This window comes from Nocardioides cavernae (assembly GCF_016907475.1).
GTDB classification, from domain to species: Bacteria; Actinomycetota; Actinomycetes; order Propionibacteriales; family Nocardioidaceae; genus Nocardioides; species Nocardioides cavernae.
Window position 1 is genome coordinate 706,812 of record NZ_JAFBCA010000001.1, and the last position, 13,230, is coordinate 720,041.

Here is a 13,230-nt window from a genome sequence, read left to right on the forward strand (position 1 = left end):
GCCATTTCCAGTCGCTGCTTCCGGCCGCCGTGTCACAACTCGGTGGCGGACGGCGTCCCATGTCCGACACCCGTTCAGGAGAAGGAGACGGACATGAGCGAGACCCGAGTCCCGCCCGCGGAGATGACCGGTGCGTACGCCGCCCTGGTGAAGGCCGCGATCCGCAAGAAGCTCGGCGGCGTGCCGGCCGGCCTGCAGGTGATGTGGCACCACCGGGACGTCCTCCGCGACACCATGAAGTTCGGCCGGCGCTCGGAGAGGTGGGACCGGCTCGACCACACCCTCGCCACGCTCGCGACGATGACGGCCGCAGCCGAGGTCGGCTGCAGCTTCTGCCTCGACTTCCACTACTTCCTGTCGCAGGACAAGGGGCTCGGCGAGGAGAAGGCCCGCGAGGTGCCGCGCTGGCGTGACTCGACGGTCTACACACCGGTCGAGCGGCGCGTGATGGCGTACGCCGCGGCGATGTGCCAGACGCCCGTGGAGGTGACCGACGAGATGTCCGCTGCGCTGCTGGACGACCTCGGGCCGGACGGGCTCGTGGAGCTGACCGCCCGGGTCGGCGTGATGAACATGACCGCCCGCGGCAACGTCGCCCTCGGCATCCGCTCCGAGCACTACTCGGACGCGTGCGGCCTGCCACCGATGGCCGAGCGCACCGACGTAGCCTCGACGTCATGATCGAGGCGCCGGTCGACGACCCGTTCGTGGAGCACCGCAACCTCCTCTTCACCGTCGCCTACGAGCTGCTCGGCTCGGCCGCCGACGCCGAGGACGTCGTGCAGGAGTCCTGGCTGAAGTGGGAGCGGGTCGACCGGACGGGGGTACGCGACCCGCGGGCGTACGCGGTACGTATCGTCGCGCGGAGCGCCCTCGACCGGCTCCGGACCGTGGCCCGACGCCGCGAGGACTACATCGGGCCGTGGCTCCCCGAGCCGTTGCTCACCGCGCCCGACGTGGCCGCCGACGTCGAGCTGGCCGACTCGCTGTCGACCGCCATGCTGATGGTGCTCGAGACGCTGGAGCCCACCGAGCGCGCGGTCTTCGTGCTGCGCGAGGTGTTCGACGTCCCCTACGACGACCTCGCCGAGGCGGTCGGCCGGACCCCGGCGGCCGTGCGCCAGATCGCCCACCGCGCCCGGACGCACGTCGCCGAGCGGCGGCCTCGCGGCGTGGTCTCCCGGTCCGACACTGCGCGGGCGCTGGCGGCGTTCACCCGGGCGATCGAGACGGGGGATCTCCAGGAGCTCGCCGACCTCCTCGCTCCCGACGTCGTCGCCTTCGGCGACGGAGGCGGCGTCAAGCAGGCCCTGCCCCGCCCGGTCGCGGGCGCCGAGAAGGTCGCCAAGCTGCTCAGCCACGGCATGCGCACCGTCGCCGGCCGGCTCACCGCCGAGGTGGTGGAGGTCAACGGGTGGCCCGGCCTGCTGCTACGGCTCGACGGCGAGGTGGACTCCGTCCTCACGGTGCGAGTCGAGGAGGGCCTGGTCACCGCGGTCTACACGGTGCGCAACCCCGAGAAGCTCTCTGCGGTCGGCGCTGCGGTGGGAGTCACCCGCTAGCCTTCCGTCGACGTGGGTGACGGGGAGAAGGCCAGGCTGGTCGCCTGGGGTCGAGAGATGCGGGCGGTGCACGACCGCTTGCGCGGGGCACTGCGGTTGTCGCAGGAGGCTGTCGTCGCGGGGCGCGAGCTGCCCGACCCGGGCCGAGAGCTGCTGCTGTTCTGCCACGGCTTCTGCTCGGCCCTCGACGGCCACCACCGGGGTGAGGACGCGCTGCTCTTCCCGGCGATCGAAGCCACGCACGCCGACCTGTCGGTGCAGCTGCGCAAGCTCGAGCAGGACCACGCGATGATCGGCACGCTCCTGGCGGGGCTGCAGTCGGCGGTCTCCCGGACGGCATCGCCCGAGGTGCTCGGCCAGCACCTCGATGGCCTCGCAGCGATCATGGAGTCTCACTTCGGCTTCGAGGAACGCACCCTCGTCGCGATCCTCGACCGGTTGGAGCTGGACGCGACGGTGGCGGACGTCCTCGGCCCGCTCTAGCGTGGCGGCATGGTCGACCACGCCACGCCCAACCTCCCGTCGCGTGACCTCGACGCGACGGCCGGCTTCTACGCCGCGCTCGGGTTCGCGACGGCGTACCACGACCCGGGCTGGCTGATCCTGGAGCGCGGCACCCTGGTGCTCGAGTTCTTCCCCGACCCCGGCATGGACCCGGCCTCGACCGCCTCGAGCTGCTGCCTGCGGGTCGACGACGTCGATGGGTTGTACGACGTGTGCGTGGCGGCCGGGCTGCCCGCGACCCACCTCGGGTGGCCGCGGCTCCACCCGCCGCGCGTCGAGGACTCGGGGATGAGGATCGGCTACCTCGTGGACGCCGACGGCAACCTGCTCCGGCTCGTGCAGAACCCTTAGCCCGGGACGGGTCCCGCCACCGCCTCGTCACCGACGCGGATCGTGCCCGATCCCAGCAGCCGGAACACCGTGCCGCCGCGCGGTGAGCGCAGCGCCTGCATGGCGCCGGGGCCGAGCCAGTCGTCGAGGAGGCGGCAGGGAGCCGCGATGCGCACCACCTCGAGGTCGACGTCCGCGATCCGCATCCGCTCTCCCGGTCGCGTCGGGATCGGCCCGGTCGTCAGCGTGATGTTGCGGCGGGTGAGGCCCGGGTCGACCGGCCGCCCGAGCACCTCGGCCGCCGCCTCCAGGTCGTCGAGCGACTGCACGGTCACGTGCCGGTGCTTCGCCCCGTGGTAACGGTCGCCGACCAGGCCGACGCCCGCCTCCGCCTCGACGGAGTCCACCGACTTCGTGGGGATCTTCCGCCCGGGGGCGAGGTGGATGGCGTGCACGCGCGAGGTCACGGGTGGGACGGTACTTCGCACCCGAGTTTCCTGCTGTGCACCCGGGATCTGGGTGGCGAAGTGGGCAAGTCACCGGATATCCGGTGACTTGTGTGGCGTCGCTAGCGGCATGATCGTTTCCCATGAGCGATCTCCGTGACCCGAAGGCGGCCCTCCTCCGCTACCTCCAGGACGCGCGAGACGCCCTGCTCTGGAAGCTCGAGGGGCTCGGCGAGCGCGACCTGCGGCTCCCGCGCACGCCCACCGGGACCAACCTGCTCGGCATCGTCCGGCACGTCGCCAACGTGGAGATCGGCTACTTCGGACCGACCTTCGGGCGCGAGTGGCACGACCCCGACCACCCGCTCTTCGTGTCGGACCCGGACTACGACGCCGACCCGCAGGCCGACTGGTGGGTACCCGCCTCGGTCCCGGCGGCGGAGGTCGTCGACTTCTACCGGGCGGTGTGGGCGTTCAGCGACGCGACGGTGGCCGAGCTCCCGCTCGACGCTGCCGGGGCGGTCCCGTGGTGGTCGGCCGCACACCGCGACGTCACGCTCCACCGGGTGCTCGTCCACGTCCTCGCCGACCTCACCCGGCACGCCGGGCACGCCGACATCCTGCGCGAGGACATCGACGGGGCCGCCGGCCTGAAGGTCGTCGCGACCAACATGCCCGACGTGGACTGGCCGGCGTACGTCGACAAGCTGACCCGCGAGGCTGACAAGCACGCGCGGTGAGGGGTTGTCAGGCTCTCAGCGATCCCCGGTCAGCCGGGGATCACGACAGCGACCGCGCCACAAGTCGGAGGCGGACTGTCGGTGGCTGCGCCTAGGGTCGTCAGGTGCCCATGGACGAGCCCGACCCGGTCCCGGCCGACCCCGCCGCACCGCAGGTCGAGGCCCACCTCCCGCCCGGGGTGACCCGCGGCCCGGAGACCGTGCGCGCCTTCCGGCAGGTCCTCGGCAACACGCTCGTCGCCAACGTGACCTCCAGCTACCTGTGGTTCGCCCTCACCTTCTGGGCCTACCTCGAGACGCGATCGGTGATGGCCACGGCGATCATCGGCGGCGGCTACATGCTCTTCACGGCGGTGTTCGGCACGTTCTTCGGCACGCTCGTCGACCGCCACCGCAAGAAGCAGGTGATGGTCATGTCCTCGACCGTCACCCTGGTGGCCTACGCCGGCTCGGGCGGACTGTGGCTGCTGCTCGGCGAGGACCGGCTGGCCGACTGGGGCAGCGCGTGGTTCTGGCTGTTCACCGGCGTCATCCTGGTCGGCGGCGTCGTCGAGAGCCTGCGCAACATCGCGCTCTCCACGACCGTGACCCTGCTCGTCCCCGAAGACGGCCGCGACAAGGCCAACGGCCTGGTCGGCACCGTCCAGGGCATCTCGTTCATGATCACGAGCGTCTTCAGCGGCCTGAGCGTCGGGCTCCTCGGCATGGGGTGGACCCTCGCGATCGCGATGGCGCTGACCGGCGTCGCGCTGCTGCACCTGCTGCCGATCACGGTCCCCGAGCTCGATCCCGAGCCGGAGGAGGGCGGGCCGCACTTCGACTTCCGCGGTGCGATCACCGCGATCACCGCCGTCCCGGGGCTGGTCGCGCTGATCCTCTTCACGACGTTCAACAACCTGGTCTCCGGCGTCTACATCGCCCTGATGGACCCCTACGGCCTGGAGCTCTTCAGCGTCGAGGCGTGGGGCATCGTCCTCGGCGTCACCGGTCTCGGGTTCGTCGTCGGCGGCGGGCTCGTCGCCAGGTTCGGCCTCGGCCGCAACCCGGTCCGCACCCTCCTGCTCGTCAACCTCGCCATCGCCCTGCTCGGGATGACCTTCACCGTCCGTGAGTGGGCCTGGCTCTACGTCCTCGGCATCTTCCTCTTCATGGCCGTGATCCCGGCCGCCGAGGCAGCCGAGCAGACGATCATGCAGCGGGTCGTCCCGTTCCGCACCCAGGGTCGGGTGTTCGGCTTCGCCCAGAGCGTCGAGCTGGCCGCCAGCCCGATCTCGGCGTTCCTCATCGGCCCGATCGCGGAGTTCGCGCTGATCCCCTACATGGAGTCCGAGGAGGGCCGCGACTCGTGGCGCTGGCTGCTCGGCGACGGCGACGCCCGGGGCATCGCGCTGGTCTTCATGATCGCCGGCGCGATCATGTTCGTCACCGTGCTCGTCGCGCTGACGTCCGCGCCCTATCGCCGGCTCTCCGCGGCCTACGCCGATGCGCCGCCACAGCAGCTCGAGGGCGCGGCCAGCGACTGACCCGCCGGCGGGTGGCTCAGGCGGGCATCCGGGCGTCGAGGAAGCGGACGGTCCGGTCCATCGCCGCGATGAAGGCCGGCCCGAACGCGTGCCCGTCGTCGTACCACTCCAGGGTGGCGTCGACTCCGGCCTCCGTCATGGCGCGCTGGGTGGCCCGGGCCCACGGGGGCGGGCAGGTGTCGTCGACGCGACCGTGCACCATCAGCACCGGCTCCGTGATGTCGCCGAAGAGCGGTCGCGGAGAGACGCCCCGCCAGAACTCCGGGTCCTCGGCGGGGAGCCCGTGGCGCCCCCGGAAGCCGGCTTTCAGCTCGGCGAGGGGCGCGTCGGGGCGCTGGAACTGGGCGAAGTTGTCCGCCTCGAGGCTCGAGACCGACGCCCAGCCGACGCCGGCGGCGAAGAGGCCGGGCTCGGCGGCGAGCGCCTTCATCATCACGCCACCTCCCATCGAGCGCCCGAAGAGCGCGATCCGGTCGGGGTCGACCCGCACGTCGTCGGACGTCCGGAGCGCGTGGAGCGCGGCGACCGCGTCGGCGGCGTAGCCGAGCCGGACCGCCTGCTCGACGCGCGGGTCGTCGGTCGACTCGGCATGGTTGCGGTAGTCGACGTGCAGCGCGACGTAGCCGCGCTGGGCCAGGAACCCGCGCTCGCGCGTCATGCCCTGGCCGCGGACGTAGTAGGCCGGGTCGATGTAGCCGTGCGCCAGCACGACCGCGGGGAACGGACCGCGCCCGGTCGGCACGTTGAGCACGCCGCTGATCCGCAGCGGCTCGGTGCCCCGGCCCATCGTCGTCGACGCGAAGGTGACGTCGTACGACGTGTAGGCGGGGGTCCGCTCGCGCACCGTCCCGAGCCGCAGGTCACCGCCGGTCAGGTCGGCCTGCGCGAGGGCGGCCATCGAGATCGGGTGTGCCGGCTCGGGCTCCTCGGCCGGTTGCTCGGAGGGCGGCTCGGTCGGCTCCTCGGAGGGCTGCTCCGTCGGCTCGCTGGTCGACTCGCTGGTCGGGGTGGCGCTGGGGGTGTCCTGCGGGTCGGCGGAGCCGGGCTCGTCGGCCCCGCTCGAGCACCCGGCGAGCAGCACCAGGACCGCGGTGACGGTCGCGACATGGCCGGCGGCTCGGGGCCGGAGGGCAGGCATGTCGACCAGTCTGCGGCACGGCTGGAAACGCATGGTCCACGTCTGGTCACGTCTGCGGCCCGCGGGACGTCGACTGGTCGAGACGACGCGCACGCGGAAGGGTGGACCCATGGACCGGACGGAGAGCTTCGAGGCCGAGCGGCCCCGACTGCTCGGCATCGCGACCCGCGTGCTGGGCGACCATGCCGAGGCGGAGGACGTGGTGCAGCAGGCCTGGCTGCGCCTCGACCGCGCGGTCACCCGCGACGGCACCGACATCGACAACCTCCCCGCGTGGCTGACCACCGTCACCACCCGGCTCTGCCTCGACCGGCTGCGGGCCCGCACGCCGGTGCCGGTGGAGGACCCGCACCTCGAGGACACGCTGGAGCCGTGGTCCGAGCCGGTGACCGACCCCGCTGACGACGTCGCGCTGGCCGACACGGTCGGTATCGCGCTCCAGGCGGTCATCGACCGGCTGTCGCCGCGCGAGCGGGTGGCCTTCGTCCTGCACGACAGCTTCGGCTTCGACTTCGCGACCATCGGCGCGGTCCTCGACACCTCGCCCGTCGCGGCCCGCAAGCTCGCGTCGCGGGCCCGGGCCAAGGTCGCGCAGCCGGCACCCGAGGACGCGCTGGCCGACTGGGAGGTCGTCGACGCGTTCATGGCCGCCGCCCGCGGCGGCGACTTCGAGCGGCTCCTGCAGCTGCTCGCGCCCGACGCGGTGGTCGGCGCCGACGAGGCCGCGGTCCTGGCCGGCACGCCCGCCTCCATCGAGGGTCGCGACGAGGTCGCCACGTTCTTCAACGGCAGCGCCCAGGCCGCGATGGCCGTCTTCGTCGGCGACCGACCGGCGTCCGCGTGGTTCCACCGTGGAGCGGCGGCGGTCGTCTTCGACTTCGAGGTCGCCGACGGCAAGGTCCGTGCGATCACCTTCCGCGCCGAGCCGGCCGTGCTCGAGCAGGTCGTGCGCCGCGAGGGACCCGAGGTCCGATGAGCAGCCGCGTGACGGGTCGGGCCGTGGGGGTGGCGGCACATCGCGCGCCATGGGCCGTTCCACGTGCAACCTGCCGCCACCATGTGGGTGCCGCGACGCTCACCGGTCACACCTGCGCGGCGTCGTACGTCAGTGGAGTGAACACACCAGGAGGAGAAGCGAGATGAAGACCATGACCTGCCGCCAGCTGGGCGGACCCTGCGACCTCGCCCACCGTGGCGAGACCCACGACGACGTGATCAACGCGCAGGACCAGCACCTCAAGCAGGCCGAGAAGGACGGCGACGAGGCGCACCTGCCGGCCCGCAAGGAGATGAAGGGTCGCTGGCGACACCCGAAGAAGTCGCTCGGCTGGTACCGACAGATGCAGACCGACTTCGCCGCGCTCCCCGAGGACTGAACGGCGGCGAAGCCTGGGGTCAGCGTGAGCGGCGGTCCGCCAGCAGCCAGGCGGCACCCGACGCCACCGCGGTGACGCCGAGCACCGACGGCCAGGTGCCGACCTTCTTCGCCAGCGGGTGCGAGACGCCCATCGCGGTCCAGTAGGCGGCGCTCAGCCCGACGGCCAGCGGCGCGCCGCCGACGGCGTACCACTGCCGGGCTGCGACCACGTTGGCGCCGAGCATCGCGGCGCCGCCGAGGGGGCGTACGCCGGTCTGCTGGGCGGCTGCGAAGCCGCCGACGAGGCCGGCGGCGAGCAGGGGAGCGGTCGGGACGCGCGTCAGGTCAGGCACCTCACGAGCCTAGCCAGCGCTCAGTTGTGGCCCACGCGGCCCTTGCTGCCGGCGGCCCAGCAGACCGTGTCGACGCAGTCGATGGCGTGGTAGCCCTTCCTGCTCGCGCGCTTCCACGTGCGCCCGCCGTCGGTGGTGATGCTCGACCCGACCGACCCGTCGTAGTCGCCGGTCGCGACGGCGTACCTCGTGCCGCGCAGGAAGGCGACGTCCTCGCCGACGTGGGAGAGGTCGCCGCCGGTGGTCCAGGTCCGGCCGTCGCGGGTGTAGGCCGTCGTGTCCTCGGTGTCGTCGGCCTCCGCGAAGTCGCCGCCGACCGCGATGCCCACGCGGGGAGAGGCGAAGGCGCCCGCGAAGCCGCCGGCTGCCTCACCGGCCGGGATCCCCGAGGCGACGGCGGTCCAGGTGCGACCCCGGTCGTCGGAGCGGAGGACGCGTGACTTCTTGCCTCCGGTGACCAGGAACGCCGACCTGCCGGAGGTGACGAGGCAGTCGCCGCTGGCGGCGAAGCCGAACTCGTCCTTCGAGCGGGGCATGCCCTTGTCCGGCAGCACCGACCACGAGCGGCCCCGGTCGTCGGTGGCGAGGATGCGGAGCTTGCCGTCGACCGGGTCGCTCACCGCCAGTCCGTGCCTGCCCTTGCCGTAGAAGGCCATGCAGTCGTAGAACGCCTTCTCGTCGGTGTTGCGGAACGACTCGTCCCACGACGCGCCGCCGTCTGTCGAGCGGTAGATGCGGGACGCCTCGCCGGGGCCGATCGCGAGCACGTGCGCGACCGAGCCGTGCACCTCGACGTCGCGGAAGGACAGGCCCTCGGTGTCGTCGGGGCTGACGTCGGTCCAGGTCCGGCCCCGGTCGGTCGTGCGGAAGACGCGGGCCGGCCCGTCGTCGGTGAGGCTCTCGCCGGTGACCCAGGCCTCGCGCCTGCTCACGGCCTCGAGGCCGCGGAGGTTCTGGTCGGCGTCGACGACCGTCTCGCTCCAGCCGTCGCGGAACGGGTTCGGTCCGGCGGCCTCCGGCTGGGCCGCCGTGCTTGCGGGAAGGGTGAGCGCCAGGGCGGGGATCGTGAGGAGGGCAGGGATGAGGGCAGGGACTCCGAGTCGTCGCATCCGGTCACCTTCCACCCGTCGCGCCGACCGTGTCCAGACCCGTCGCCACCTGCAAGGACGCGCCTTGCGGCAGCGGATCGTCCGGAACCCGGTCTAGCGTCGGGGCATGAGCACTCCCGACCACGAGATCTGGGTCCCGCCGCCGTGGGAGCCGCCCATCGACGGCACCGAGGCCGAGCACCTGACCGGTGCGCTCGGCCGGATGCGGGCGACGCTGCGGTGGAAGGCCGACGGCCTCGACGAGGCCGGCCTCCGGCACCGACTGCCCTCGTCCTCGCTGTCCCTCGGCGGCCTGCTGCGCCACCTCGCGCTGGCCGAGGACTACTACCTGACCACCAAGCTGCGCGGTGAGGAGCTCGTCGAGCCGTGGCGCTCGCTCGGGCACGACGACACCGACGAGTGGGAGTTCGAGGCCGACCACTTCACGGCCGCCGAGACGTACGCCGTCTTCGACGAGGCGGTCGTCCGCAACACCCGGCGCATCGACGACGCCCTCGCCGAGGGCGGTCTCGACCTGGTGGCCCACATCGACGACGGCAGCGGCAACCACCCGCGGCTGAGGCGGCTCCTCGTCGACCTGCTCGAGGAGTACGCCCGGCACACCGGCCACGCCGACCTGCTCCGCGAGGCCGTCGACGGGCGCGTCGGCGAGGACCCGCCCGAGGACTGGACCCCTGCCTGGCTTGCCTGACTGTGTCCTCGTAGTTGTCCACAGACGCCGAGCGCCGCGGTTTGGCGGGCGTCGCGGCGGGGCATCCACCTCACATGTCGACCTACCAGGTGGAGCCCGATGAGCTCCGCACCACGGCGAGCGACCTGCGGTCCGCCGCCAAGGACGCCCGCGACGCCGACGCCAAGGATGCCGTCGACGAGCTCGCCGGCGCCCTCCCGGGCAGCAGCACCGCGAGCGTGATGCCGGAGTTCGCGACCGCGTGGGACGAGGGCATCACGGCGTGGGCCTCGTCGGTCGGCGACTTCGCCGACGGGCTCGACGCGGCCGCTGCCGACGCCGAGGCGGCCGACGCGCGGGCGCAGGCGTTCCAGGAGTGGCTGCGGACGTTCCTCGGAGGCGGGTCGTGAGCATCACCTTCGGCCGGCTCCGGTCCTGGCGCTCGGCGGGAGTGAAGGTGGCGAGCGACGAGCTGCGGGTCGACGTGCTGGCGCTGGAGAAGGCCCGCGACGTCGTGGAGTCCGATGCGGTCCCCGACGGGTGGACCGGCCTCGGCCGGTGGGCGGCTTCCGCGCGCCAGGCGGCGCTGGTCGCCCAGATGACGCGCCACATCGAGGGACTGGCCGACTTCGAGCGCCAGGTCTACGCCCAGATCGGCCCGGTCACCGCGATCGAGCAGGCCGTGCAGGACATCCTCACCGACGCCGCTGCCCAGCAGCTGGAGGTCGACGCGTCCGGCACCGTCAGCGACGTCGCCCCGAGGCCGACCTTCGACAACCGCTTCGAGGCGCAGGAGCACCAGGCGAGCCGGCAGCACGCCGTCAATGCCCTGGCCGCACGGGTGGGCGACGTCCTCGACGACGCCTACGCCGTCGACTCGGCGCTCATCGCCGCGCGGCCGCAGGGGTCGTTCAGCGACGACGGACCCGACTACGTCGTCGACCCGGAGGTCGAGCGCGACTGGGCCTCGATGTCCGACGACGAGCGCCGCAGGGTGCTCGAGCACATCGCGGAGCAGCAGGCCCGCGACGCGGGGGTCGACGACTTCGAGGTCCGCGTCGAGGACCTCGAGGACGCCGACGGCGACGGCAAGGACGACGACCCGACCACCGACTCCCGCGGCAGCTGGAGCGAGGGCGACCGCGTGCTGCGCATCGACGAGGGCAACCTCTCCGACCCGACCATCCTCGGCACCGTGGCCCACGAGGTCCGGCACGCCCAGCAGCGCAAGGAGGTCGACGACCTGCCCTGGTGGTGGTGGGAGGACTACGACGGTCCGCCCGGGGTCAGCCAGGCGGAGGTCGAGGAGTGGCGCGACAACTTCGACGACTACCAGACCACGAAGGACGACGGCTACGACGCCTATCGTGACCAGCCTGTCGAGAAGGACGCCCGCGAGACCGGCGGCGCCTACCTCGACGACCTCGACGGGGACGACCTCGACCGGATCAGGGAGGAGGCGCGATGAGCACCCACATCGAGCCCGGCGGACCCGCGCTGTCCGACCTCGCCCTCGTCTGGGCCCGCACCCGGTCGTCCGCGGACCTCGCGGCGCTGCGTGACGCCGTACGCCGCTCGCCCGGCTTCGACCCCGGCCTCGACGTCGTCGACGCCGTCGCGCCCGCCCTCGCGCGCGGCGACCACGCCGAGGCGGCCTCGGTCGTGCAGCACCTGATGCCCGGTGCCTTCTTCTCCCCGTCCGCCCACGCGGCGCTCGCCGCCGCCCACGCCGGGCTCGGTGACGACGCCCGCGCCCGGGCGGAGCGGGGCCTGCAGGCGCTGGCGATCGAGTCGATCCGCAGCACCGGCGACGGCACCCGCGAGCACCCGTGGAGCGTGCTGCGCATCAGCGACGAGTACGACGTGCTGCGCGCCGGGCGCCGCACCTCGCAGCAGCAGACCCTGGTCGCCGCCGACGGCGGGTCGCTCGACCGCCACGTGTGCGACGACGGCAGCGAGGCGTGGTTCGACGTCAGCCGGCTGGTGCGCGCATGAGGCGTGCGCGCTCGCTGTCGGTGGGGCTGGCTGTCGCGTCGCTGGCGCTCGCCGGGTGCTCGGACGACTCCGGAGGCGCCGTGACCGACGGGGGCGACACCGGCGCGGGAGACGTCGTCGAGGTGCCGGGCGTGCCCTTCACCGGCGACTCCGCGGCGCTGAGCCCCGACGGGTCGCGGATCGCGGTCCCGTGCGACGGCGAGCTCTGCCTGTGGTCCACGGCCGAGGGCACCCTCGACGACCGGTGGGACGGGGGTGGCGTGGTCGCCTGGGGCGCAGGCGGGCTCGTCGCGACCGACCGGGTCGACGGCGGGACCGTCTCGGTCGTCCTCCTGGACGACGCCACCGGCGACGAAGCCGGCACGGTCGAGGCCTACGACGCCGAGGTCGTGCAGGACGGCCCGGGCGCCGGGATGCGCGACCTCGAGTTCTCGCCCGACGGCGAGACGCTCGCCGGTGCGGGTGCCGACGGCGTCGTACGCCTCTGGTCCGTGGACGACCCGACGGAGGTGACCGAGCTCGACCCGGAGGGTGAGGCGCCGGTGGCCGTCGCCTTCAGCTCCGACGGGTCATCGGTCGCCGTCGCGTCCTCCGACGCCCCGGTCACCGTCTTCGACACCGGGTCCGGGGACGCCCTCGGCCAGCTCGACGCCCCACCCCAGGGGCACGTCGCCTGGGGGCCGGACGACGCCACCCTCGCGACGTCGTCGTTCGCCCTCGACGAGCAGGCGGCACTGACGGTCTGGGACGGCGAGACCTACGAGGAGCAGGCGTCGTCGCCGGTCGCCGGCGACCACCTGGCCTGGCTGGGCTCCGACACCGTCGTGGCGAGCGTCAAGGACGATCCCGACGTGCGGGTCTGGGACTGGCGCACCGACGGCGTGCGCTCGCTCGCCGGCGCCACCGACACCCCGCGTGCCGTGCTCGTCGCGCCCGACGGCTCGCGCGTCTACGCTCTGAGTCCTCGCGACGGCGTCCTCGCGTGGCCCGCACGAGGTGGCGAGGCGACCGTGTTCGTGAAGCCGGAGGAGTGACGTGCCGGGACCGGAGGGCTTCGACTACGAGGTGCGCGGCGGCGAGGTCGTGATCTCCCACCACGGCCGCCGCGCGACGGTGCTGCGCGGTGCAGCCGCTGCCCGCTTCCTGGCCGACGTCGAGGACGACGACGAGCAGGAGCTGATGGCCCGGGTCACGGGCAACTACCGCCGCGGCAACGAGCGGACGGCCAAGAACCATCCGCGCAACGCGGGCCGCTGACTACTCGCTGGGCTCCGGGATGTCGACGTCGACGTCGGCGCAGTCGACCTTGGGGTTGACGCCGAAGTAGTTCAGCGGTCCGGCGACGACGGTGAGCGCGATGTCGCCGGCCTCGGAGCAGTTGGTCGTCGCGTCCTCGAAGTAGTCCCGCTGGAAGGCGGCGAACGCACCGATGACGAGCCAGACCACCAGCAGGATGCCGATCAGTCGTCCCACGGGGACCTCCTCGATCCTGACGGCCGGGTG

The 13,230-nt window shown here is 73.0% G+C and carries 19 protein-coding genes; 14 read left to right on the plus strand and 5 right to left on the minus strand.

Translation table 11 applies throughout. The features are described 5' to 3' along the window. The first annotated feature begins 93 nt into the window (after nt 1-93). From JOD65_RS03350 to JOD65_RS03365, 4 genes are read left to right on the plus strand one after another with little or no spacing between them, the layout of a single operon-like run. Complete coding sequence (locus tag JOD65_RS03350; protein ID WP_191193764.1) at nt 94-681, plus strand: carboxymuconolactone decarboxylase family protein; 588 nt, start codon at nt 94-96, stop codon at nt 679-681. Continuing rightward, entirely contained in the window at nt 678-1,562 is an 885-nt protein-coding gene (locus tag JOD65_RS03355; RefSeq protein WP_191193763.1) for an RNA polymerase sigma-70 factor, read from the plus strand. Before JOD65_RS03350 ends, JOD65_RS03355 begins: the two co-directional genes overlap by 4 nt. A 12-nt stretch (nt 1,563-1,574) precedes the next feature. Continuing rightward, nucleotides 1,575-2,045: a hemerythrin domain-containing protein gene (locus JOD65_RS03360; protein ID WP_191193762.1), complete on the plus strand. Its 471-nt coding sequence runs from the start codon at nt 1,575-1,577 to the stop codon at nt 2,043-2,045. Between the two features lie 9 nt (nt 2,046-2,054). Then, nucleotides 2,055-2,417, plus strand: coding sequence for a bleomycin resistance protein (locus tag JOD65_RS03365; RefSeq protein ID WP_191193761.1), 363 nt, complete (start codon nt 2,055-2,057; stop codon nt 2,415-2,417). Here JOD65_RS03365 and JOD65_RS03370 read toward each other — a convergent pair. Next, a complete protein-coding gene (locus JOD65_RS03370) occupies nt 2,414-2,863 on the minus strand; it encodes an MOSC domain-containing protein (RefSeq protein ID WP_204810928.1) in 450 nt (149 codons plus the stop codon). The two genes, JOD65_RS03365 and JOD65_RS03370, sit on opposite strands and share 4 nt — an antisense overlap. Before the next feature lie 122 nt (nt 2,864-2,985). On the opposite strand from JOD65_RS03370, the gene JOD65_RS03375 reads away from it, so the two are divergent. Further along, nucleotides 2,986-3,582, plus strand: coding sequence for a DinB family protein (locus JOD65_RS03375; RefSeq protein ID WP_191193759.1), 597 nt, complete (start codon nt 2,986-2,988; stop codon nt 3,580-3,582). 110 nt (nt 3,583-3,692) lie between these two features. Continuing rightward, entirely contained in the window at nt 3,693-5,105 is a 1,413-nt protein-coding gene (locus tag JOD65_RS03380; RefSeq protein ID WP_224747362.1) for an MFS transporter, read from the plus strand. Nucleotides 5,106-5,121: 16 nt separating this feature from the next. Here the strand turns inward: JOD65_RS03380 and JOD65_RS03385 are convergent, their stop codons facing one another. Beyond that, nucleotides 5,122-6,243, minus strand: coding sequence for a prolyl oligopeptidase family serine peptidase (locus JOD65_RS03385; protein ID WP_224747133.1), 1,122 nt, complete (start codon nt 6,241-6,243; stop codon nt 5,122-5,124). Between the two features lie 109 nt (nt 6,244-6,352). Between JOD65_RS03385 and JOD65_RS03390 the strand changes: the two genes are divergently transcribed. Both JOD65_RS03390 and JOD65_RS03395 read left to right on the plus strand, forming a co-directional pair. Beyond that, on the plus strand, nt 6,353-7,219 hold the full coding sequence (locus tag JOD65_RS03390) for a sigma-70 family RNA polymerase sigma factor (RefSeq protein ID WP_191193758.1): 867 nt from the start codon (nt 6,353-6,355) through the stop codon (nt 7,217-7,219). 163 nt (nt 7,220-7,382) lie between these two features. Further along, nucleotides 7,383-7,619 (plus strand): DUF1059 domain-containing protein, encoded by a 237-nt coding sequence (locus tag JOD65_RS03395; RefSeq protein ID WP_191193757.1) that lies wholly within the window; start codon nt 7,383-7,385, stop codon nt 7,617-7,619. 19 nt (nt 7,620-7,638) lie between these two features. On the opposite strand, the gene JOD65_RS03400 is transcribed toward JOD65_RS03395, so the two are convergent. Then, nucleotides 7,639-7,953 carry a hypothetical protein gene (locus JOD65_RS03400; RefSeq protein WP_191193756.1) on the minus strand — a complete coding sequence of 105 codons (315 nt, stop codon included), beginning with the start codon at nt 7,951-7,953 and terminating at the stop codon, nt 7,639-7,641. A 20-nt stretch (nt 7,954-7,973) separates the two neighbouring features. Beyond that, on the minus strand, nt 7,974-9,062 hold the full coding sequence (locus JOD65_RS03405) for a beta propeller repeat protein (RefSeq protein WP_191193755.1): 1,089 nt from the start codon (nt 9,060-9,062) through the stop codon (nt 7,974-7,976). 106 nt (nt 9,063-9,168) lie between these two features. Here JOD65_RS03405 and JOD65_RS03410 point away from each other — a divergent pair, with 106 nt between their 5' ends. From JOD65_RS03410 to JOD65_RS03435, 6 genes are all read left to right on the plus strand, one after another. Then, nucleotides 9,169-9,753 carry a mycothiol transferase gene (locus JOD65_RS03410; protein WP_191193754.1) on the plus strand — a complete coding sequence of 195 codons (585 nt, stop codon included), beginning with the start codon at nt 9,169-9,171 and terminating at the stop codon, nt 9,751-9,753. 74 nt (nt 9,754-9,827) lie between these two features. Further along, nucleotides 9,828-10,142 carry a hypothetical protein gene (locus tag JOD65_RS03415; RefSeq protein ID WP_191193753.1) on the plus strand — a complete coding sequence of 105 codons (315 nt, stop codon included), beginning with the start codon at nt 9,828-9,830 and terminating at the stop codon, nt 10,140-10,142. Further along, complete coding sequence (locus JOD65_RS03420) at nt 10,139-11,200, plus strand: hypothetical protein (protein ID WP_191193752.1); 1,062 nt, start codon at nt 10,139-10,141, stop codon at nt 11,198-11,200. The genes JOD65_RS03415 and JOD65_RS03420 overlap by 4 nt, the downstream gene beginning before the upstream one ends. Beyond that, nucleotides 11,197-11,727, plus strand: a complete 531-nt coding sequence (locus JOD65_RS03425; RefSeq protein WP_191193751.1) for a DUF4919 domain-containing protein — start codon at nt 11,197-11,199, stop codon at nt 11,725-11,727. The genes JOD65_RS03420 and JOD65_RS03425 overlap by 4 nt, the downstream gene beginning before the upstream one ends. Next, nucleotides 11,724-12,761 carry a WD40 repeat domain-containing protein gene (locus tag JOD65_RS03430; protein ID WP_191193750.1) on the plus strand — a complete coding sequence of 346 codons (1,038 nt, stop codon included), beginning with the start codon at nt 11,724-11,726 and terminating at the stop codon, nt 12,759-12,761. Before JOD65_RS03425 ends, JOD65_RS03430 begins: the two co-directional genes overlap by 4 nt. 1 nt (nt 12,762) lies before the next feature. After that, entirely contained in the window at nt 12,763-12,984 is a 222-nt protein-coding gene (locus JOD65_RS03435) for a hypothetical protein (protein ID WP_191193749.1), read from the plus strand. Here JOD65_RS03435 and JOD65_RS03440 read toward each other — a convergent pair whose 3' ends face one another. Then, nucleotides 12,985-13,200: a hypothetical protein gene (locus tag JOD65_RS03440; RefSeq protein ID WP_191193748.1), complete on the minus strand. Its 216-nt coding sequence runs from the start codon at nt 13,198-13,200 to the stop codon at nt 12,985-12,987. Nucleotides 13,201-13,230: the final 30 nt, after the last annotated feature.

Excerpts from the sequence above, each read along its gene's own strand:
- JOD65_RS03390 (WP_191193758.1), top strand. The coding sequence starts at position 6,353 with ATGGACCGGACGGAGAGCTTCGAGGCCGAGCGGCCCCGACTGCTCGGC.
- JOD65_RS03425 (WP_191193751.1), top strand. The coding sequence starts at position 11,197 with ATGAGCACCCACATCGAGCCCGGCGGACCCGCGCTGTCCGACCTCGCC.
- JOD65_RS03365 (WP_191193761.1), top strand. The coding sequence starts at position 2,055 with ATGGTCGACCACGCCACGCCCAACCTCCCGTCGCGTGACCTCGACGCG.
- JOD65_RS03350 (WP_191193764.1), top strand. The coding sequence starts at position 94 with ATGAGCGAGACCCGAGTCCCGCCCGCGGAGATGACCGGTGCGTACGCC.
- JOD65_RS03430 (WP_191193750.1), top strand. The coding sequence starts at position 11,724 with ATGAGGCGTGCGCGCTCGCTGTCGGTGGGGCTGGCTGTCGCGTCGCTG.
- JOD65_RS03380 (WP_224747362.1), top strand. The coding sequence starts at position 3,693 with ATGGACGAGCCCGACCCGGTCCCGGCCGACCCCGCCGCACCGCAGGTC.
- JOD65_RS03355 (WP_191193763.1), top strand. The coding sequence starts at position 678 with ATGATCGAGGCGCCGGTCGACGACCCGTTCGTGGAGCACCGCAACCTC.
- JOD65_RS03395 (WP_191193757.1), top strand. The coding sequence starts at position 7,383 with ATGAAGACCATGACCTGCCGCCAGCTGGGCGGACCCTGCGACCTCGCC.
- JOD65_RS03405 (WP_191193755.1), bottom strand. The coding sequence starts at position 9,062 with ATGCGACGACTCGGAGTCCCTGCCCTCATCCCTGCCCTCCTCACGATC.
- JOD65_RS03410 (WP_191193754.1), top strand. The coding sequence starts at position 9,169 with ATGAGCACTCCCGACCACGAGATCTGGGTCCCGCCGCCGTGGGAGCCG.
- JOD65_RS03375 (WP_191193759.1), top strand. The coding sequence starts at position 2,986 with ATGAGCGATCTCCGTGACCCGAAGGCGGCCCTCCTCCGCTACCTCCAG.
- JOD65_RS03385 (WP_224747133.1), bottom strand. The coding sequence starts at position 6,243 with ATGCCTGCCCTCCGGCCCCGAGCCGCCGGCCATGTCGCGACCGTCACC.
- JOD65_RS03415 (WP_191193753.1), top strand. The coding sequence starts at position 9,828 with ATGTCGACCTACCAGGTGGAGCCCGATGAGCTCCGCACCACGGCGAGC.